Origin of the sequence: Mycobacterium sp. M23085 (assembly GCF_045343915.1) — a bacterium.
Taxonomy (GTDB): domain Bacteria; phylum Actinomycetota; class Actinomycetes; order Mycobacteriales; family Mycobacteriaceae; genus Mycobacterium.
In genome coordinates, this window is sequence record NZ_CP174280.1 from 3,321,481 (window position 1) to 3,339,636 (window position 18,156).

General features: G+C 64.0%; 18 protein-coding genes and 2 pseudogenes. 11 read left to right on the plus strand and 9 right to left on the minus strand.

Annotated features, from left to right (window positions below; genetic code table 11):
- The first annotated feature begins 145 nt into the window (after positions 1-145).
- Both ACIUM1_RS15350 and ACIUM1_RS15355 read left to right on the plus strand, forming a co-directional pair.
- Positions 146-1,579: an FAD-binding protein gene (locus ACIUM1_RS15350; protein ID WP_406813521.1), complete on the plus strand. Its 1,434-nt coding sequence runs from the start codon at positions 146-148 to the stop codon at positions 1,577-1,579.
- A 423-nt stretch (positions 1,580-2,002) separates the two neighbouring features.
- A complete protein-coding gene (locus ACIUM1_RS15355) occupies positions 2,003-2,680 on the plus strand; it encodes a Crp/Fnr family transcriptional regulator (protein ID WP_406813522.1) in 678 nt (225 codons plus the stop codon).
- On the opposite strand, the gene ACIUM1_RS15360 is transcribed toward ACIUM1_RS15355, so the two are convergent.
- The 4 genes and pseudogenes from ACIUM1_RS15360 to ACIUM1_RS15375 all read right to left on the minus strand — a co-directional run bounded on the left by ACIUM1_RS15360 (position 2,677) and on the right by ACIUM1_RS15375 (position 4,304).
- Entirely contained in the window at positions 2,677-2,958 is a 282-nt protein-coding gene (locus ACIUM1_RS15360; protein ID WP_406813523.1) for a hypothetical protein, read from the minus strand. The two genes, ACIUM1_RS15355 and ACIUM1_RS15360, sit on opposite strands and share 4 nt — an antisense overlap.
- A gap of 65 nt (positions 2,959-3,023) precedes the next feature.
- A pseudogene (locus ACIUM1_RS15365) lies at positions 3,024-3,143 on the minus strand (hypothetical protein); the annotation flags it as partial.
- Between the two features lie 15 nt (positions 3,144-3,158).
- On the minus strand, positions 3,159-3,914 hold the full coding sequence (locus tag ACIUM1_RS15370) for an alpha/beta fold hydrolase (RefSeq protein WP_406813524.1): 756 nt from the start codon (positions 3,912-3,914) through the stop codon (positions 3,159-3,161).
- Between the two features lie 240 nt (positions 3,915-4,154).
- Positions 4,155-4,304, minus strand: a complete 150-nt coding sequence (locus ACIUM1_RS15375; RefSeq protein ID WP_406813525.1) for a hypothetical protein — start codon at positions 4,302-4,304, stop codon at positions 4,155-4,157.
- A gap of 133 nt (positions 4,305-4,437) precedes the next feature.
- On the opposite strand from ACIUM1_RS15375, the pseudogene ACIUM1_RS15380 reads away from it, so the two are divergent.
- The 5 genes and pseudogenes from ACIUM1_RS15380 (at position 4,438) to ACIUM1_RS15400 (ending at position 10,949) form a co-directional block, all read left to right on the plus strand.
- A pseudogene (locus ACIUM1_RS15380) lies at positions 4,438-4,791 on the plus strand (UBP-type zinc finger domain-containing protein).
- 191 nt (positions 4,792-4,982) lie between these two features.
- Positions 4,983-6,650 (plus strand): MFS transporter, encoded by a 1,668-nt coding sequence (locus ACIUM1_RS15385; RefSeq protein WP_406813526.1) that lies wholly within the window; start codon positions 4,983-4,985, stop codon positions 6,648-6,650.
- A gap of 299 nt (positions 6,651-6,949) precedes the next feature.
- A complete protein-coding gene (locus tag ACIUM1_RS15390) occupies positions 6,950-7,387 on the plus strand; it encodes an MmpS family transport accessory protein (protein ID WP_406813527.1) in 438 nt (145 codons plus the stop codon).
- On the plus strand, positions 7,384-10,251 hold the full coding sequence (locus ACIUM1_RS15395; protein ID WP_406813528.1) for an RND family transporter: 2,868 nt from the start codon (positions 7,384-7,386) through the stop codon (positions 10,249-10,251). The genes ACIUM1_RS15390 and ACIUM1_RS15395 overlap by 4 nt, the downstream gene beginning before the upstream one ends.
- A gap of 62 nt (positions 10,252-10,313) precedes the next feature.
- Positions 10,314-10,949 (plus strand): TetR/AcrR family transcriptional regulator, encoded by a 636-nt coding sequence (locus ACIUM1_RS15400; protein WP_406817690.1) that lies wholly within the window; start codon positions 10,314-10,316, stop codon positions 10,947-10,949.
- A gap of 14 nt (positions 10,950-10,963) precedes the next feature.
- Here the strand turns inward: ACIUM1_RS15400 and ACIUM1_RS15405 are convergent, their stop codons facing one another.
- A complete protein-coding gene (locus ACIUM1_RS15405; RefSeq protein ID WP_406813529.1) occupies positions 10,964-11,815 on the minus strand; it encodes a LysR family transcriptional regulator in 852 nt (283 codons plus the stop codon).
- Positions 11,816-11,960: 145 nt separating this feature from the next.
- Here ACIUM1_RS15405 and ACIUM1_RS15410 point away from each other — a divergent pair, with 145 nt between their 5' ends.
- The 3 genes from ACIUM1_RS15410 (at position 11,961) to ACIUM1_RS15420 (ending at position 14,592) form a co-directional block, all read left to right on the plus strand.
- Entirely contained in the window at positions 11,961-12,908 is a 948-nt protein-coding gene (locus tag ACIUM1_RS15410; RefSeq protein WP_406813530.1) for a DMT family transporter, read from the plus strand.
- 113 nt (positions 12,909-13,021) lie between these two features.
- On the plus strand, positions 13,022-13,741 hold the full coding sequence (locus tag ACIUM1_RS15415) for an esterase (protein WP_406813531.1): 720 nt from the start codon (positions 13,022-13,024) through the stop codon (positions 13,739-13,741).
- A gap of 287 nt (positions 13,742-14,028) precedes the next feature.
- Positions 14,029-14,592 (plus strand): arsinothricin resistance N-acetyltransferase ArsN1 family B, encoded by a 564-nt coding sequence (locus ACIUM1_RS15420; RefSeq protein WP_406813532.1) that lies wholly within the window; start codon positions 14,029-14,031, stop codon positions 14,590-14,592.
- Between the two features lie 48 nt (positions 14,593-14,640).
- On the opposite strand, the gene ACIUM1_RS15425 is transcribed toward ACIUM1_RS15420, so the two are convergent.
- The 4 genes from ACIUM1_RS15425 to ACIUM1_RS15440 all read right to left on the minus strand — a co-directional run bounded on the left by ACIUM1_RS15425 (position 14,641) and on the right by ACIUM1_RS15440 (position 17,477).
- On the minus strand, positions 14,641-15,249 hold the full coding sequence (locus ACIUM1_RS15425) for a hypothetical protein (RefSeq protein WP_406813533.1): 609 nt from the start codon (positions 15,247-15,249) through the stop codon (positions 14,641-14,643).
- A 176-nt stretch (positions 15,250-15,425) separates the two neighbouring features.
- The gene (locus ACIUM1_RS15430) at positions 15,426-15,593 is read right to left on the minus strand and encodes a hypothetical protein (protein WP_406813534.1); all 168 of its coding nucleotides are present in this window, start codon (positions 15,591-15,593) and stop codon (positions 15,426-15,428) included.
- A gap of 168 nt (positions 15,594-15,761) precedes the next feature.
- Positions 15,762-16,451, minus strand: a complete 690-nt coding sequence (locus tag ACIUM1_RS15435) for a class I SAM-dependent methyltransferase (protein WP_406813536.1) — start codon at positions 16,449-16,451, stop codon at positions 15,762-15,764.
- Positions 16,452-16,577: 126 nt separating this feature from the next.
- The gene (locus tag ACIUM1_RS15440) at positions 16,578-17,477 is read right to left on the minus strand and encodes a class I SAM-dependent methyltransferase (RefSeq protein WP_406813537.1); all 900 of its coding nucleotides are present in this window, start codon (positions 17,475-17,477) and stop codon (positions 16,578-16,580) included.
- 161 nt (positions 17,478-17,638) lie between these two features.
- Between ACIUM1_RS15440 and ACIUM1_RS15445 the strand changes: the two genes are divergently transcribed.
- Complete coding sequence (locus tag ACIUM1_RS15445) at positions 17,639-18,061, plus strand: nitroreductase family deazaflavin-dependent oxidoreductase (RefSeq protein ID WP_406813538.1); 423 nt, start codon at positions 17,639-17,641, stop codon at positions 18,059-18,061.
- The last annotated feature ends 95 nt before the right edge of the window (positions 18,062-18,156 follow it).

Here is an 18,156-nt window from a genome sequence, read left to right on the forward strand (position 1 = left end):
TGTCGTCGATGGTCGGGCAGCCAGTCCGCGTTCTCGCATGTCGTAACGGTTAAGGCACGTTTCGGTCACCCCCCGACATGTCGCGGGGCACCAACCTTCGCCTGGTTGACAATTCGGGGCATGACGCAATCGCGGGAGTCCGACGATGGCGCGTGAAATCTCGCGGCAGGCGTTTCTGCGAGGCGCCGTCGGTGCGCTGGCCACCGGCGCGGTTCTCGGCGCACCCCGAGTCGCTGCCGATCCGAAACCCACCGGCTGGGAGGGCCTGTCTTCGGCCCTAGGGGGCAAGGTGCTGCTGCCGGACAATCCCCAATACGCCGGGGCCAAACAAGTTTTCAACACCAACTACAACGGGCTGACACCGGCGGCGGTCGTCACCCCGACATCGGCGGCCGACGTGCAGAAGGCGATGGCATTCGCCGCCGCGCACAACCTCAAGGTCGCCCCACGCAGCGGCGGGCACTCTTATATCGGCGCGTCGACCGCCAACGGCGCCATGGTGCTCGACCTGCGCCAGCTGCCCGGGGACGCCAATTACGACGCCGCCACAGGCCAGGTGACCGTGACGCCGGCCACCAGTCTGTACACCGTGCACCGGACCTTGGCCGCGGCCGGCCGGGGCATCCCCACCGGCACCTGTCCGTCGGTCGGTGCCGCGGGGCATGCGCTGGGTGGTGGCATGGGAGCCCAATCCCGGCATGCCGGCCTGCTGTGTGACCAGTTGACGTCGGCGTCGGTGGTGCTGCCTAGCGGCCAGGCGGTCACCGCGTCCGCCGCCAGCAATCCGGACCTGTTCTGGGCACTGCGCGGCGGCGGTGGCGGCAACTTCGGCGTGACGACCTCGCTGACCTTCGCCACGTTCCCCACCAAGGACGTCGACGTGGTCAACCTCAACTTCCCGCCACAGTCGTTCGCGCAGGTCCTCGTCGGTTGGCAGAACTGGCTACGCACCGCCGACCGCAGCAGTTGGGCGCTGGCGGACGCCACCGTCGATGCGATGGGCGTGCATTGCCGGATCCTGGCGACCTGCCCGGCCGGGTCGGGTAACAGCGCCGCGGCCGCGATCACCCAAGCCGTGGGCCTGCAACCGTCGGGCACCGAGAACCACACCTTCAACTACCTGGACCTGGTCAATTATCTGGCCGTCGGGAATCTCAACCCGTCGCCGCTCGGGTATGTCGGCGGATCCGACGTCTTCACCACCGTCAACGCGGGCGTGGCACAGGGGATCGCCTCGGCGGTCAATGCCTTTCCCCGCGGCGCCGGCCGCATGCTGGCCATCATGCACGCTTTGGACGGCGCCCTCGCGACGGTGGCGCCGGGCGCCACCGCGTTTCCGTGGCGCCGGCAGTCGGCACTGGTGCAGTGGTATGTGGAAACGGGCGATCCCGCCGCCGCGACCACCTGGCTCAACACGGCACATCAAGCGGTGCAACAGTATTCGGTCGGCGGCTACGTGAACTACATCGAGGCCAACCAGCCGCCGTCCCGATATTTCGGCCCGAACCTGTCCCGGCTGAGCGCCGTACGGCAGAAATACGATCCCGGTCGCGTGATGTATTCGGGGCTGAACTACTAGCCGCCAAAGGACAGCGGACGCGGGCGCCGCGACTCTGATGGTTAGCCCGACTCGGCACTGGGTACTTGCAGTGTGTCTGTGGCGAGTTATAGGGGTTGGTGAATGGCAATCGAGCACGGTCGTGCACGCTGCCCACGGTGCATGGCGTGGGCGCAGTACCGGTTTCTAGAGCGCGATGACGACAGGCTCGAGTACCAGGTGCACTGCGATGCCTGTGGGAACCTGTACTCCGAGGTGACCGTCGCGTCACCGGCCGCCTGAGCGGCTCGCTCCACCGTCGTTGCGCCCAGACGCGGCGCGCTGACCTGCTACATTACGAAAATCGCTCCTGGTGTAAGGTCTGGACCGCGAGCCAAGACGCCCCACACCGGAACAGCGCCTCGTGCGCGCATACGCCGTGCAAAACGCGGTGAAAGGGGCGGCGTGAACGAAGTATTGGCGCGGGCCGGCATCTTCCAGGGGATTTCGCCCGATGCGGTCGACGCGTTGGCTCGCCACCTGCAACACATATCGTTCCCGCGCCGGCGCACCGTCTTCGTGGAAGGTGAGCCGGGTGACGACCTCTACGTCATCTTGTCGGGCGCGGTGAAGATCCGCCACCAAACAACAGATGGCCGCGAAACCGTCTTCGCGGTGCTGGGCCCCGGCGATGTTTTCGGTGAGTTGGCCCTGTTCGATCCCGGCCCGCGCACCTCGACGGTCATCACGCTGACCGAGGTGGAAGCCGTCCGGATGGACCGTCAGGCGTTGCGGACGTGGATCGCCGAACGCCCCGAAATCGCCGAACAGCTGCTGCGGGTGCTGGCACGCCGGCTCCGGCATACCAACAACGCCTTGTGTGACCTGATCTTCACCGATGTCCCCGCCCGGGTGGCCAAGCAAATCCTTGATCTGGCAATGCGATTCGGCAGCAGCAACGGGGGCTCGGTGCTGGTCGAACATCACCTCACGCAGAAGGAACTCGCGCAACTCGTGGGATCCTCGCGTGAAACCGTCAACAAGGCGCTGTCAGACTTCGCCCAACGCGGATGGATCCGGCAGCAAGGCAAGGCGCTCATCATCGACCAGCCCGCGAAACTCGCGCGCCGCGCAAGGGCTTAACGCCCCGGATGCATCAGGGGCACGGGGGCCGGCATCAGCACGACCGTCCAACCGTCTGGGTCAAGGAAGGCGGCCGCTCTGTTGCGCCCCCACCACGGATTGTCGAGGGCGACCTCCTCGGCGCCTGCGTCGCGGCACCTAAGCGCGACGGCTTGCTGCTCGGCCGCCGAGCTGAAGTAGAACACCAACAGGTTTTCCCGCGTCGGTGCGGTCCCGTCGATCCCGTCGCAATGGGCCACGAATTCGAGGTTGTATTGATCGCCCGGCAGGCCGAACATGACGACGGACCATTCGTCGTCATCCGTGAATACAGTTGGGGCAAACACAATACGTCCTGGTAAAACTCGACTATTCGCTCGAGCCGGCTGGTCGGACGCGCCACTCGCACCTGCACGGCCGGTAACTCCGCCGGCCACCTGCCGGCACTTGGCATCTCAACCATGTGGTCCCTTCCCGAACGCATAACCGAGGCCACGCCCTAGGTAATCGACCAAAATTCCAGCAGGGTCCGTAACGCCGCGACCAGGGGGAGCGGTTGGTCCAGCATGGGATGGTGGCCGGCCAGGGCCAACTCCACGAAGGGGCCACGCAGCTGAAGCAGGGATCGGATCCTTTCGGCCATCTCGGGTGGCACCAGTCCGGCTTCACAGCGCAAATACCCTACGCGACAACGCATCGCGGCCAGCATGGTCTCCAACGATTCCTCGTCGGCGGGCGTCGGGTCGAGAAACTCGCCGCCGAAGACCGCCGGGTCGAACTTCCAGATCCATCCTTCTTCGGTTTTGCGTACTGAGTCGCCCGCTATGTGCTGTCGCACGTACGGCAGGACCAACTCTTGCGAGGGAACGGCCGTAAAGCGGTCCAGGATCTCATCTCTCGTGCGGTACTGAGTATGTTTGTGCCTGCGCAGGCGCCCTTCCTCCGGCGCCCGCTCCCACAACGGCGAATCGATCACCAGCATGCTGTTGATCTGCGGGCTGTAGTGCATTGCGGCGGTGGATACGACCCAACCGCCCATGCTGTGGCCGACGATCGTCGGGCGTCCGGCGGGTCCGGCAGCTGCCGCGGCCGCCATCACTTCGGTTGCCCAGGTTCGCAGGTCGTAACCGACACGCGCTTCGCTGTCACCGTGCCCGGACAGATCCGGCGCGATCACCCGATGGGTGCGCGAAAAGAACGGCGCGATGTGATCCCACCAACCTGAGTGCGCGGCGCCGCCGTGCACGAGTACCACCGGAGGTTGGTGATCTGCGCCCCAAATGCGCAGGTGTATGCGGCACCCGTCGACGTCGATGTCACAGTGGTCTGGCTTTTGATCGAGTGCCGTGGTGAACCAGGATGGGGTGCTCGCCACCTGGCGCGAACGGGAAAACAGTGTCTCAACCTCCGTATGTCGCGGGTTCAAACGCGTTGTCTTGATCCAGCTTTCGCTGGTTGCCGTCATGGCTGGTCGCCGGGACGGAGAATGTGGAATTCACGAATTCGGCGCGGCGAGCCACACGGTGACGGTGACCTGACCTTTTTCGTCCTGCTTGGCGACGGCGTGCCCGGCGTGCTCCGTTCCGTCAAGCCGCACCGCGGGTGCGGCTCGTATCGGGTAGCGGCCGAGTTTGTTCAGACTCACGCGAGAAAGTATCGCAGCAAATTTCCAGCGAGTAGTCATCACGAATTCACCCTGTCGCCGACCGGACGGGCATGGAGGTAGCATCCCGACCAGATGCTCTGGCGGGACACCATGGGCGAGGAAGATGGTGCTGATGACTGCTCCTGTCGACCCGTCGGTGCCGCCGAGCGGTATGGGGTGCGTCGAATGCGATGAGGTCGGCGGATGGTGGGTGCATCTGCGGCGCTGCGCGGCATGCGGACACATCGGTTGCTGCGATGACTCGCTCTCTCGTCATGCGACCAGGCACTGGCAGCAGACCGGGCATCCGATTATCCGGTCGTTCGAGCCGGGCGAGGATTGGTTCTGGAACTACGAGGCCAACGACTACTACTAAGGCCCCCTGCTCGCACCTCCGCAGAGCCGTCCGGAGGACCAGTCGGTTCCCGGGCCACGCGGCCGGGTTCCACATAACTGGTTCGAGCTGCTCCGGCAACGAGACCGCTGACCAGGTTCTCCCCGTCCTGCTTTCGCGTGGCGGGTGCGTGGGGCCCGGATTAAGCTTCATATCCCGGCCCCGCGCGAAAGGCGTTCTCTTATGCGAGCGATCAGCCTCGGCCCGCGGTTGGTATGGCTCAACCCCAGCGCGTACGACGCCGTCGATCAGCTTGGCCGTCCCGTGCACCTCGAGCACGGTGGATGCCCGCAACCGATCCGATGGTGATCCGGTATCGAGAGCGTGCCGACGCCTGGCAACCATCGGCCTGGGCACCGCTTCGCAACCGCGTATACCGCGGCTTGTTCATCGCACAGCTGGCCTCCAATATCGGCACCTGGATGCAAAGTGTTGCCGCGCAATGGTTCCTGGTGGAAAAGCACAGCAGCGATGTCGTCGTGGCATTGGTCCAGACCGCGAGTCTCGGGCCGACGCTGCTGCTGGGTTTGTTCGCCGGCGTACTGGCCGACCTGTTCGATCGCCGGCGGTTGCTGTTCGTTCTGCAGTCGTATGCGGTGCTGGTGGCCTCAGCGTTAGCGATCTTGACCTACCTCGGCCGGATGACCCCGACGTCGCTGCTGTTGTTCACCGTAGCCATCGGTTGCGCGTCCGCCCTTGCCGGGCCGGCCTGGCAGGCGATCCAGCCGGAGGTCGTCCCGCGCGAGCAGATACCAGCAGCCTCGACCCTGGGCAGCGTCGCGGGCAATGCGGCCCGAGCGATTGGACCGGCTATCGGCGGCATTGTGGTGGCCTTGTCCGGTCCCGCGGCGGCCTTCGCGATCAACGCCATATCGTTCGCGGGAATCATTGTCGCCCTGGTGGCGTGGAAACGGCCAAAGCAATTCGCTCCGCTGGAGCGAGAGCATTTCGGCCACGCCATCCTGACCGGACTGTTCTTTGTCAACCACAGTCCCATCTTCCGCAGGATCCTCTTGCGCGCAGTTCTTTTCCTCTTCCCGGCGTCGGCCGTGCCGGCTCTGTTGCCGGTGGCCGCGGCACACCGATGGCACCTGGGTGCCGGCGGCTACGGGGTGGCGATGGCGGCGATCGGCCTGGGGGCCGTACTTTCGGTGGCGTTTGCCTCGCGGTTGCACCGGAGGGTGTCCGACAACGTGCTGCTCGCCGGCTCCGCGGCCGTGTACGGGTTGGCGCCACTGGCGGTGGCCTGGCTACCATTCGCTGCGGCCACCCCAATCTTGGTGCTGTCCGGCATGTCATGGCTGATCACCTTGACGACGCTGAACGCCGCGGCTCAACTTTCGTTGCCGCGCTGGGTGCGCGCTCGCGGCCTGGCGGTATATCTGCTTGTCGCGACGGGATCTCAGGCGATCGGCTCCTACGTCTGGGGTGCCGTCGCCACGCGGGCGGGACTGCAGACCGCGCTAATCGGGTCGGCGGTGGTGCTCGGCGTTGTCGCCCTCAGCGTGCTCGTCCTGCCGTTGTTGCCCTGCACCGGGACGCTGAGCGTCGATGTTTCCACTGCCTGGCCGTCGCCCACGCTCGTGTTCGAACCGTGCCCGCAGGACGGGCCGGTGCTGGTGACCGTTCGCTACCAGGTTCCGCCCGCCAACCTCCAGGACTTCACCGAAGCGATGCGCGCGGTCAGGCTGTCACGCCTGCGAACGGGCGGCCACAGCTGGCGGCTGTATCACAGTGTCGGACAACCGGATACGTTCCTCGAGAGGTTCACGGTGACGTCGTGGACCGAATTCGAGCGCCAGCGCACCGAACGCTGGCTGGAATACGACACCGATGGCGTCACCAAGGCGATCGGCTACACCGCCGACCATGCCCGGCAGCACGAGTACTTCCTCGCGCTCCGCTTGCGCCGATCGTCCGGGTCTCGGTCGCGGAGTCGCAAAACCAGTTGACCTGAAACGGACAACGGTCGGCGGCAGGAGATTTAAGCCACCGCTCGGCGAGGGCGCGGCATCGCCAGTGCGAACTGCGCTACCACCGGCCCAACCCGCCGTCAAGCCGCGGTGGGAATGCCGTGCATTTCGCTAGCCGGCTCCAGCGCGAAATCCGCGGAGGCTTGCTGTACAGTTCTCCACGACCGGCCTACGGAACTCGAGTTCCGTCTCTAAGTTCTGGTTCGCGGGTGGCGTTCGGCAGTTGTGCCCCGCCGCGCGCTTCCAGCGGCTGCGAAGTGTGAAGAAGGAGGCAGCGAATGGTCGGCATTCTGCGAAAAGCATGGATGCCCCTGCTTCTCGTCGTCGTGGTCGCCGTCGGTGCGTACGCCGTTGTGCGTATCCGCGACACGTTCGGCAGCCAAGGCGCCGTCACGAGCGGCGAGGGCGGCGGCGACAACACCAAACCGTTTCACCCGAAGCACATCACGTATGAAATAACCGGTGCCCCAAGCGGCACGGTGAATGCCAACTATCTCGACGAAAACGGACAGCCGCACCTCGTCGAAGCTGCGCCGCTGCCGTGGTCGTTCACCATCGTCACCACGCTGCCGTCGATGTCGGCCAATATCGTCGCTCAGGCCAGCACAGCGGTACACGCGCTTCGGTGCCGCGTCATCGTCGATGATCAGGTTCGCGACGACCGCAATACCAATGACTACCAACCGTTCATCTATTGCTTGGTGAAATCCGTATGAGCACACCGCATCTGCAGCCCAGGCTCCCGATCATTCCGCGTCTGATCCGAGTCCTCGCACTACCGATCACGTTGGCCTGGCTGTTCATCGCGGTCGCGTTGGGCGTGCTGTCGCCCTCCCTTGACGCCGTTGCGGACCAGCACTCGGTGCCCATGACTCCGCGCGATGCCCCGGCCTTCAAATCGATGATGCACATCGGTGACAAGTTCAACGAATTTCATACCGACTCGACGGCGATGGTGGTCCTGGAAGGACAGGACAAACTCGGTGACAGCGCGCACGACTTCTACAACCGCATCGTCAGCAAGTTGAAAGACGATCGCGCCCATGTGCAAAATGTCCAAGACTTCTGGGGCGACCCGCTAACCGCCGCCGGGTCGCAAAGCCCGGACGGCAAAGCGGCCTATGTGCAGGTCTTCCTCAATGGTGCGCAAGGCACAACGCCAAGCCACGAATCGGTCGCAGCCGTGCGCAAGATCGTCACCGACACACCCGCGCCACCGGGAGTCAAGGCCTATGTGGCCGGCACCACCGTGCTCAACGCCGATACCAGCGTCGTCGGCCACAAGAGCATGGCGACGATGGCGTTGGTTTCGATCGGTGTCATCTTCGTAATGCTCTTAGTGGTCTATCGGTCGATCGTCACTACCCTCCTCTGCCTGGTGGTGATCGGCATCGAACTCTTTGCGGCCCAGGGCGTTGCGGCCACCGCGGGTAATCTCAACATTATCGGTCTCACACCGTATGCGGTCAGCATGATCACCATGCTCAGCATCGCCGCGGGTACCGACTACGTCATCTTCCTGCTCGGCCGCTACCACGAGGCGCGCTCTATCGGACAGGACCGCGAGGAGGCCTTCTATACGGCGTATCACGGCGTGTCACACGTCATTCTGGGCTCGGGCCTGACCATAGCGGGCGCCTGCCTGTGCCTGACGGCGTGCCGATTGCCGTACTTCCAGACGATGGGATTGCCTTGCGCCATCGCGCTACTGGTGATCGTGTTCGCGGCACTGACCCTGGCGCCGGCGACACTGGCCGTCGGCTCTCGCTTCGGTTTGTTCGATCCGAAACGCCCTGTCGATGTGCGTGGTTGGCGCAAAGTGGGCACCGCCGTGGTGCGCTGGCCCAAGCCGATCATCGTCGTCACAGCCGCTATCGCGGTCATCGGATTCATCAGCCTGTTGACCTATGTGCCGAACTATGACGACCAGAAATTCACCCCCAAAGATATGCCCGCCAACGCCGCGATGACCGCGGCCGAACGGCACTTCTCGCAGGCGCGGATGAATCCGGAGTTGTTGATGGTCGAAGCCGATCATGATCTACGCGACCCGGCGGATATGCTGGTGATCGACCGAATTGCCAAGAGCGTGTTCCATCTTCGCGGTATCGAGCGGGTTCAGACGATCACCAGGCCTCTCGGTGCGCCGATTGAGCACAGCTCGATTCCGTTTCAGATCGCGATGCAGAACTCCGGCACATTGCAGACGGCCAAGTTCATGAACGACACGATGGCTAATATGCTCGAGCAGGCAGACGAGCTGGACAAGACGATTGCCGTGATGGAGCATATGTACGGCGTCATGAAAGAGCTTACGGCGACGACGCACAGCATGGTCGGCAGAACGCACGAGATGGTCGACACCACCAACGAATTGCGGGATCACATCGCCGATTTCGATGATTTCTTCCGGCCCATCAGGAGCTACTTCTACTGGGAAAAGCACTGTTTCGATATCCCGGTCTGCTGGTCGTTGCGGTCTCTCTTCGATGCCCTCGACGGGATCGACGAGCTTTCTGATCAACTCTCCGGGCTCACAGTGGATCTCGACCATTTGGATCGCCTGATGCCGCAGCTGCTCGCAGACTTCCCCAAGACCATCGACTCGATGAAGACGATGCGCAACTTCATGCTATCGACGCACAGCACGATGGCCGGCATCCAGGCCCATCAGCAGGAGGGGGCTGAGGGATCGACGCTGATGGGGCAATACTTCGACGAAGCCAAGAACGACGACTCGTTCTACTTGCCGCCGGAAGTCTTCAAGAACCCCGACTTCAAACGCGGGCTGAAGATGTTTGTCTCGCCCGACGGCACCGCCGTGCGGTTCATCATCACCCATCAGGGCGATCCCGCCTCGGTCGAGGGCATCAAGCACGTAGCGGGCGTCAAAGACGCGGTCGCTGACGCCATCAAGGGAACTCCGCTGGAGAGCTCGAAGCTGTATCTGGCCGGAACCGCGTCGATGTACAGCGACATGCAGGAAGGCGTCATCATCGACCTGCTGGTTGCCGGGATCTCCTGCCTGATTTTGATTTTCGCGATCATGTTGATCATTACCCGCAGCGTGGTCGCCGCGTTGGTCATCGTCGGCACCGTTGCCGCGTCGCTGGGCACCGCGTGCGGTCTGTCGGTGCTGCTGTGGCAGGACCTCATCGGACTCGGCGTCCAATGGATCGTGCTGCCGCTGTCGGTCGTGATCCTGCTCGCAGTGGGATCGGACTACAACCTGCTCCTGGTCTCTCGCCTCAAAGAAGAAATCCCCGCCGGCCTCAACACCGGAATCATCCGCGGCATGGGGGCCTCGGGCCGGGTCGTCACCGCGGCCGGGTTGGTGTTCGCATTCACGATGGCCTCAATGATCGTCAGTCAACTGCGCGTGATCGGAGAACTCGGCACCACGATCGGGTTGGGTTTGCTGGTCGACACCCTTATCGTGCGGTCGTTCATGACCCCCTCGATCGCCGCCGCACTCGGACACTGGTTCTGGTGGCCGATCAACACCTTCCGCATCAAGCGGAGTGCACCCATACCCGATGACGCACACACTGCGCCGATCCCACAACTGACCAAGGCGTGAAACTCAGCCGCCAGTCTGCCAAGCTGTCGTCAACGATGTCGTTGGATGACAGACCAGGACCCATGGCAGAACCGGAATCAAAACTTCGCCAGCGCACCGAGGGGCGGCTGGATCGATCCCGCGACCCCGCGATCCTTGACGCCGCGCTGGAGGCGCTGGCCGAGCACGGTTATGACGCGACGAACATGAACGACATCGCGGCGCGGGCCGGCGTCGGCAAGGCGGCAATCTACCGGCGGTGGTCATCCAAGGCCGCCTTGATGACCGACGCTCTCGTCTACTGGCGACCCGATCTTCTCACCGATGACGCTCCCGATACCGGCAGTCTGGCCGCCGACCTGGACGCCGTCGTTGAGCGCGCCGAGCGCAACGACAACTCCCTGATCACCAATGATCTTGTGCTGCGAGTCGCTTTGGAGGCTGCGCACGACCCCGAACTCGCCACCGCGTTGAATGATCTGATTCTGTTCAAGGGCAGGCGCATGCTGTCGGCCGTCTTGGCTCAAGCCGCAGACCGCGGCGAGATATCCCCCACCAGCGACTGGTCATTGGTTGCTGACCTGCTAACCGCAATGAGTTTGTTGCGTGTCATCAGCGGACAGAGCGTCGACGCCAAATTCGTCCGGCAAGTGATCGATACGCTGATTCTCCCCGCGGTGCAGGCACCGGATCCCAAGCGCGACGCGAAAAAGCGGTGATTTCGCTAGCCGAATCAGGTTGTGGCGGCTAACAAGTCACGTACAGCATTGTCGACCGTGCCAAGCAGGTCGGGGTCGATGCCAGTGCGGCCGCGCACCAGTATCGAGGCGCTGTTGGCAGACGGCAGTCCCTCGGCCGGGCTGAGCCCATCGGGGAACTTGCCGATCATCGGTAGCAATGCCACGCCGAGCCCCGATCGCACCGCCGCATAGAGGCCAGACAGATCACTGCACTCGGCGGCGATCTCATACTCGATGTGGTGGTTTTCCAGGATTGCGTAGGCCGGTTCGCGGAGGGTGCACGGCTCGGAAAAAATTACCAGCGGCAACGGGTCGCGCGGTGAGATCGTCAACGTGCGGGCTGAAACCCATTGCAATCGCACCAGTCCCGACGCGTTGGCGCGGTCCAGGCCCGCCCCGTCCAACATAATGGCCAGATCGACCAAACCGCGATCGATCGAGTCGGCCAGTGACACGTTGCGGTCGAGCCGAAAGCGCACCCGCAGGTCGGGGAGTCGCTCGCGCAACGCCCGGGACAGGCCGGCCAGCATCACGTCGGCGCCGTGTTCGGTGGCGCCGATGATCACGACCTTGTGTTCGGTGGCGCCCAGGTCGTTGAGCGCAGCGTCGTGTGCGGCCAATATCGTGCGGGCATGCCGCAGCGCCTTCTGGCCGACCTCGGTGAAGACCACCCCGCGTCCCGAGCGTTGGACGATCGGTTCGCCGACCACAGCTTCGATTCGACGCAGATGCTGGCTGACCGCGGACTGGCTCAGGTGCAGAGCAGCGGCGGCACGGTGGAAGCCGCCGCAGTCGGCGACGGCAACAAGGCTGCGCAGCGGCGCGATATCGAGCACTTGGGCCACCCCCGCACTCTATTCCGATCAGCTCGGCTAATCAATCTCCGGCCTCATTGCCCGGATCATTGCCTCTGGCTGGAGATCCGATAAGGCCACACGATCGATCCCGATCATCAATAATCGTTGGACTGCGTCAGTCGATCACGCGACCATGGGTGGCATGCCTTCGCCGCGCATGCCAGCGACCACCGCCACGGCAGTGACCTTTTTCTACGCGCTCGGATACCCCATCGGCACGCTGGCGGTAACGGCCATGACGCCGATGGCGGCCCTGGTGCTGCGGTTCAGTTTGGCCGCAACGATTCTCGTGATCTGGTCGATGCTGGCCAAGGCCCGCTGGCCGCGGGGAGCGCAGTTAGGCCACGTCCTGGTGACCGGTCTGCTGATTCAGGGCGTGCAGTTCTGCTGCCTGTACGAGGCCGTTGAGCTCGGGGCCCCGGCGGTGCTTTGCGCGGTGGTGATTGCGATGAATCCGGTGGCTACCGCCATCCTGGCGGCGCTGTTCCTGCGGGAAGCGCTCGGTCCGCTGCGGGTCGTCGCGCTGGTGCTCGGCGTCGTCGCGGTGCTGGCCGCCTGCTCGTACAGACTGATGAGCACGCAGGGCGCCGATCCGGTGATCGCGCTGCTCGTCGTTGCGCTGCTTGGCCTTTCGGCGGGTGGCATCTATCAACAACGATTCTGTAGCGGCGTTGACTTTCGTGTGACGAGTGCCATGCAGAATGCGGTTGGACTGATCCCCGCGTTGGCACTCGCGATCGTCACGCCGTTCACGGTGCACGACGGAGTCAAGGCGGTGATCGCGGTCAGTGGCATGGTGCTGTTGAATGCCACGCTGGCGGTGAGCCTGTACGTGCGTGCCATCAACACCCACGGCGCGACGGCGGTGGCGATGCTTTTCGCCGTCATTCCCGCGGTGGCCGGAGTGTTGTCGTGGATCATCCTGGGCCAACGTCCCGACGGGGGCATTGCGATCGGCCTGGTGCTGGGCGGCCTGGCGTGCGGGATCAATACCCGGGCATCAGGCCGGCGCCGAGCAACGAGCGGGACCATGCCGACCACCACGCTGCCGCAGGTCGTGCTGCAGGACGCACCGCGATGAGATCATGAGCGCCTGCTACGACGCGGCGCTGCCAATGGGCTTGTCCACCATCCGCTGGTCCGCCGCAACGCATCTGTGAGAATGCACCCTGCGGACTACTCAACGGGGGCGTGGTGAACTCTGACAGCGGGCGGCGTATCGGACGGGCAGCGGCGATGGCGGCGATTCTGATGTCGGCGGCCGCATTCACCGGCCCTGCGGTAGCCGGCGCCGACGCGCAATTGTGCAATCCGGCGAGCATCGATGCGAATCAAATGTGTCACTTCGATGCTTCAGGCCCCCTGTCGGACATCAGCATGGTATTTCCGGCCAACTATCCCGATGAGCAAACGATGATCGGCTATTTGACCAAGGTCAATGATGATTTTCTCAACGCCCGGGGATCGCAAAATACGTTGAAATCGCCGACTGCGCTGAAGGTTACCGGCACCCGATACAGCTCCGGTCCGCAGGCGACGGGTACCCAGTCGGTCGTCACTGAGATCTATCAGAACCTGGGCACCGCTCACCCACTGGTTTGGTACAAGTCCTTCAATTACAACCTGGCCAATCAGCAGCCGATCACCTTCGATGCATTGTTCCAACCGGGAACTCAACCGCTGCAGACCATCTTGCCGATCGTGCAAAAGACCCTGGCCGACCGATACCGTGCGACCGTGTCGATTCCGCCGGCCACCGGTCTGCAGGCGGCGAACTATCAGAGTTTCGCGATCACCAATGACGCGGTCGTGTTCTTCTTCGATCAGAACGCGTTGCAGCCGGCGATGGAGGCTACGCAAGTACCGGTGCCGCGCAGCGCGATCGCGACGATGATCAGTCCCGACATCGCGTAGCCGACCGCTATAGTGCTGCAACTGCGGGAGGCATCATGACACATGGCGACCAGCGAGCCGATGAGGACGCGATTCGTGCGCTCGTCGATCAGCAGGTAAAAGGTTGGGCCGCAGGCGATCCGGCATAATGCGCGGGTGAACACCAGTGTCGCCGTGCGAACGGACGAGGGCTGGCGGCTCGCCGCCTCGCAGAGCACCACCCACCGGGGGCTCGCCGAAGAAGTTCTGGCGAAATCATTTTCCTGAAATCGCCGCCCGACTAGCGTTGTGGGGTCATGAGGGTACGAATGGCATCACCGCAGGACGCAGCTGCGGTGGCGCAGATTTATCTGCCCTATGTGCGCGACACGGCGATTTCCTTCGAGGCGACGGCCCCGAATGCCGAAGAGATGCGGTCGAGGATCATCACGACGCTTGAACGCTTGCCCTGGCTGGTGGTCACCGATGACGAGCACGTCAAGGGGTTCGCCTACGCAAGCCCGCACCGGTCACGGGAGGCCTACCGCTGGTGCGTTGATGTGTCGCTTTACCTGGACGAATCGATACACCGCCAAGGGCACGGCCGTCGCATTTACACGGCATTGTTCAATGTGCTTGTCGCGCAGGGTTATGTCAACGTCTATGCGGGTATCGCGCTTCCCAATCCCGCCAGCGTGGGGTTGCACGAAGCGCTGGGTTTCACGCCGGTAGGCATCTTTCACGACGTGGGTTTCAAGCACCGAAGGTGGTGGGACGTCGGCTGGTGGCATCGCCGGTTGGTGGATCCGCCTCGCGCCCCGCGGGAGCCGCTGCCCTGGTCCCAGCTCGCCGACCATACCGTGAGTGCGGCGCTCGCCGCGTCGTCCGGGTAGCCGATCGCGCAACGGCTTTGGCTGTTTTCTAGGGTAAGGGATAATTCGTCAGTTGCATGCGCCAGAGTCACGAAGCGCGTTCGCCCAGTCGGTGGCCGAGACGATGTTCGCGTGGGTCACTCCTGACGGATCCTTTCTTTTGATGCTGTCGCTGATCCGCGACAACTGAAATGCCAAGTGGGTCATCGGTTCACCGCCGTATACCGGCGAGTACGGCCCGAGGTTGTCTGGCTGATTGGTGATGATCAGCGGCTTGACACGTGGCGCCAGAAAGGCCGTCGACTGGTCGATATTGGCGACCACAGCGTGAGCGTTGCCCTGCACACCCCCGACCGAATAGTCGTCGTGCTGGTCGCCGAGATAGCGGTTGAAGTCGTTGATCTGACCCATCAGCGGATCGAATTGCGACTTGAACCATTGGCAGGAGTCGGACATTCCGCCGATCATCTCCGGCGTTACCCGTGCCGTGAATGTGCTGTACGGCCAGATGTCGAACTTCGGTGACCAATCGCTGGGTGCCGGCGTGTACACCGGCAATGGCGGCGGGACCTGGCCGGGGTCGGCGGCGGCATAACCCGAGAGCGCGAATGCGGCGGCGAGTGCCGGCCCGGCAAACGCCAGGCCGCTACCTGCCATTCGCAATTTCGCTAGATCCATCCGCTCTGTCCCCACGGAATACGATATCCCGCGGCCACCGAATAGCGAATGACCAATCTGGTCGCCAAACGACCGTTGATGTCGCGGCCTTAGTGTGGGTCTTCTTACGAAGTCACGAGCCCCTGTCGCTAGCCAGCTAGGCGCCGGGGAGGAGCCCGACGGGACTTTCGTGCGGATTACCGCGTGCTCTCGTCGGGCAGGTCGTGCCGGGACTGGTGCAACCCGGGGGCGTCCGGATCGTCGTCCTGGTGCTCGAGCTGGTCCTGCAGCTTGCGCTGTTCCTCGGTCGCCTTGCGCGCGTCCTCGGGCGCCGGGGGAGGGTCGAAGTTGACTTGCTGATCCACCGAGATCTCCTCTGAAAGTCTGCACTGCCTCCACGCAGGGTCTCCCGAATGGCGGGCGTCGAAACACCGACCAATCCGTGGTGTGGATTGCGCTGCTCACGACGCCGGGGAATCCGTCGCGAGCGACGTCGATGGGGTCAGGTTGAACACGGCCCCTTCGGCGCGTCGTCAGCCGAGGTGTGCGGACAGTAACCAGGCGCCCACCGACTTGCGGCCGTTGTCCTCGTCGCGGATATCGGCGCCGGCGAAGGCGGCAAAGCCCGCCAGGAAATGCTCGGGCACGTTGGCGTGGATGCGGGCCGGCCGGATTTCGTCGATCACCCAGTATTTGGAAACCACCTCGCGCAGCTCGTCTTCGGTGACCGCGTTGACCGGTCCGTCGGCGGGCATCGCGGCGCGGTCGAAAACGAGCACGAAGTACGACGCCCCTGGCGCGGCGGCCCGCACGATCGACCGCTGATAGCCCTCGCGCAGCTCGACGGGCATCGAGTGGAAAAGGGTGCTGTCGACGATGGTTCCGAAGCGGCCGTCGTACCCGGTAAAGGCGCTGATGTCCGCGACTTCGAAGGTGGCGCTGGTCAGGCCTCGCCGGGCGGCTTTCTCGGTTGCCAACTTGATGGCGGTGGGGGACTGGTCCAGGCCGACCGTGGTGAAGCCGCGCTCGGCGAGGTACAGCGATACTGCTGCCTCGCCGCAACCGGCATCGAGCACGTCGCCGTGGAACTTGCCGTCCTCGATGAGGGCCGCGATCTCTGGCTGCGGCTCGCCGATGCTCCACGGCGGCCGGTTGCCCTCGCCCATTTCGGGAGCCTCGCCCCGGTAGGCGGATTCGAACATCTCTTGAGTCGGTTGCGTCATGACCTCATTTATATCAATCCGGCTGATATATGTCAACGAAACTGATACATGAGGCAGTGACCGTCACCTCGGTGAACGGTTGTCGAAGATCCTGGGCGCGCCGGCGGGTGCGGTCGGCGGGCACCCCTACCTGAGCGTCGCCGTCAGGTAGCCGGATGAGTCGCCGAACGAGGCCAATTCGTCGTTCGGTACCGCGAAGCCGTGTGCGTCGAAAGCCTGCTCGGTTGTCTGAATATCGATCTGCCAACCACGTGCGGCCAGGTATTCGGCGGCAGTGTTGCGCTCGCCGATGTAGAACAACTCGGCCAGATTGATGTTGGAGCCAATGCGCTGAGACCGCTCGGTCAGCTTCTGCGCCCAGTCCGAGGGGGCGTTGCGCAAGTCCATGTGTTCGGTGGCGATCCGGCTGCCCGGCGCGGAAACGGTGGCAATGGTGTCGAACAAACGGTCTTGCGCCTCGGGCGGCAGGTAAACCAGTAGCCCCTCGGCGCTCCACGCCGTCGGCATCCGCGCGTCGAAGCCGGCCGCCACGAGGGCCGCCGGCCAGTCGTCGCGCAGATCGACCGACACCGTGCGGCGCTCGGCGGTGGGTGTGGCGCCCAGATCCGCCAGCGTCCGCGTCTTGAATTCGATCACCTCGGGCTGGTCGATCTCGTACACCACGGTGCCCGCCGGCCAAGGCAGCCGGTAGGCCCTGGTGTCAAGACCGGACGCCAGAATGACCGCTTGCTGGATTCCCGATTCGGTCGCCTGCACGAAGAAGTCATCGAAGAACCGGGTGCGCACCGTGATCTGCTCCCGCACGGCCTGGCGGTTCAGCAGCGGATCGTCGCTGCGGTCGAGCTGGTTGTCGAGAAGCTTGACCAAGGCGCCGACGCCGACCGCGCGGACGAGTGGATCGGCCCACGGGTCGTGCAGCAGAGCGTCTGGCCCTTGCGAGGCGATCGCCCGCTGTGCGGCGACTGCTGTAGCGGTGGCTCCGACGCTGGACGCCAAATCCCACGTGTCGTTCTCGGTGCGGGCCACGCCCGTCTCCTCTCCTCGAACAAGTGCGCAATTAGTTAGCTTATTTAAGCGACGAGTCAACTGTACGCCTCCTCGCAGTGCCCACCGGTCCAAGCGACATCGGTGGGCGTGGGCCCAGACCCGGGGAATGGAGTAGCGGTGCCCGGGTGTTCGCTTGGGGTATGGCTGACGAAATCGAATTGAGCCCCAGGGGCTGGGTGCGCGACCAGACCGAACAGATCTTGAACCAAGGCACAACCGATGGAGTCCAGGTCTTCGACCGGCCCGTCGTTCTGCTGACCGTCACCGGGGCGAAATCCGGCAAACAACGCTACGTACCGCTGATGCGGGTCGAGAAGGATGGCCGCTACGTCATAGTCGCGTCGCACGGCGGCGCCCCGGAACATCCGGTTTGGTACTTCAACCTGAAGGCGAATCCCGCGGTGACGCTGCAAGATGGGGACAAGGTCGTCGCGCTGACGGCCCGCGAGCTCGAGGGTGCCGAACGCGAGGAGTGGTGGCAGCGGGCCGTCGAGGCCTTTCCGCCCTACGCGGAATACAAGACGAAGGCGGCGCGGCAGATCCCGGTTTTCATCTTGGAGTAACCGCTTTACCCTGCCGATCGGTCGCGACCCTGCCGATCGGTCGCGGTTCCCAAAAATTTGCATTCCATATGGGCCCGGTCCGTCCGGTTGACCCC

What these genes read in the sequence shown, in the direction of transcription:
- ACIUM1_RS15350 (WP_406813521.1), top strand. Translation starts at nt 146, where the DNA reads ATGGCGCGTGAAATCTCGCGGCAGGCGTTTCTGCGAGGCGCCGTCGGT.
- ACIUM1_RS15360 (WP_406813523.1), bottom strand. Translation starts at nt 2,958, where the DNA reads ATGTTCGGCCTGCCGGGCGATCAATACAACCTCGAATTCGTGGCCCAT.
- ACIUM1_RS15385 (WP_406813526.1), top strand. Translation starts at nt 4,983, where the DNA reads ATGCCCGCAACCGATCCGATGGTGATCCGGTATCGAGAGCGTGCCGAC.
- ACIUM1_RS15390 (WP_406813527.1), top strand. Translation starts at nt 6,950, where the DNA reads ATGGTCGGCATTCTGCGAAAAGCATGGATGCCCCTGCTTCTCGTCGTC.
- ACIUM1_RS15395 (WP_406813528.1), top strand. Translation starts at nt 7,384, where the DNA reads ATGAGCACACCGCATCTGCAGCCCAGGCTCCCGATCATTCCGCGTCTG.
- ACIUM1_RS15400 (WP_406817690.1), top strand. Translation starts at nt 10,314, where the DNA reads ATGGCAGAACCGGAATCAAAACTTCGCCAGCGCACCGAGGGGCGGCTG.
- ACIUM1_RS15410 (WP_406813530.1), top strand. Translation starts at nt 11,961, where the DNA reads ATGGGTGGCATGCCTTCGCCGCGCATGCCAGCGACCACCGCCACGGCA.
- ACIUM1_RS15420 (WP_406813532.1), top strand. Translation starts at nt 14,029, where the DNA reads ATGGCATCACCGCAGGACGCAGCTGCGGTGGCGCAGATTTATCTGCCC.
- ACIUM1_RS15425 (WP_406813533.1), bottom strand. Translation starts at nt 15,249, where the DNA reads ATGGATCTAGCGAAATTGCGAATGGCAGGTAGCGGCCTGGCGTTTGCC.
- ACIUM1_RS15435 (WP_406813536.1), bottom strand. Translation starts at nt 16,451, where the DNA reads ATGACGCAACCGACTCAAGAGATGTTCGAATCCGCCTACCGGGGCGAG.
- ACIUM1_RS15445 (WP_406813538.1), top strand. Translation starts at nt 17,639, where the DNA reads ATGGCTGACGAAATCGAATTGAGCCCCAGGGGCTGGGTGCGCGACCAG.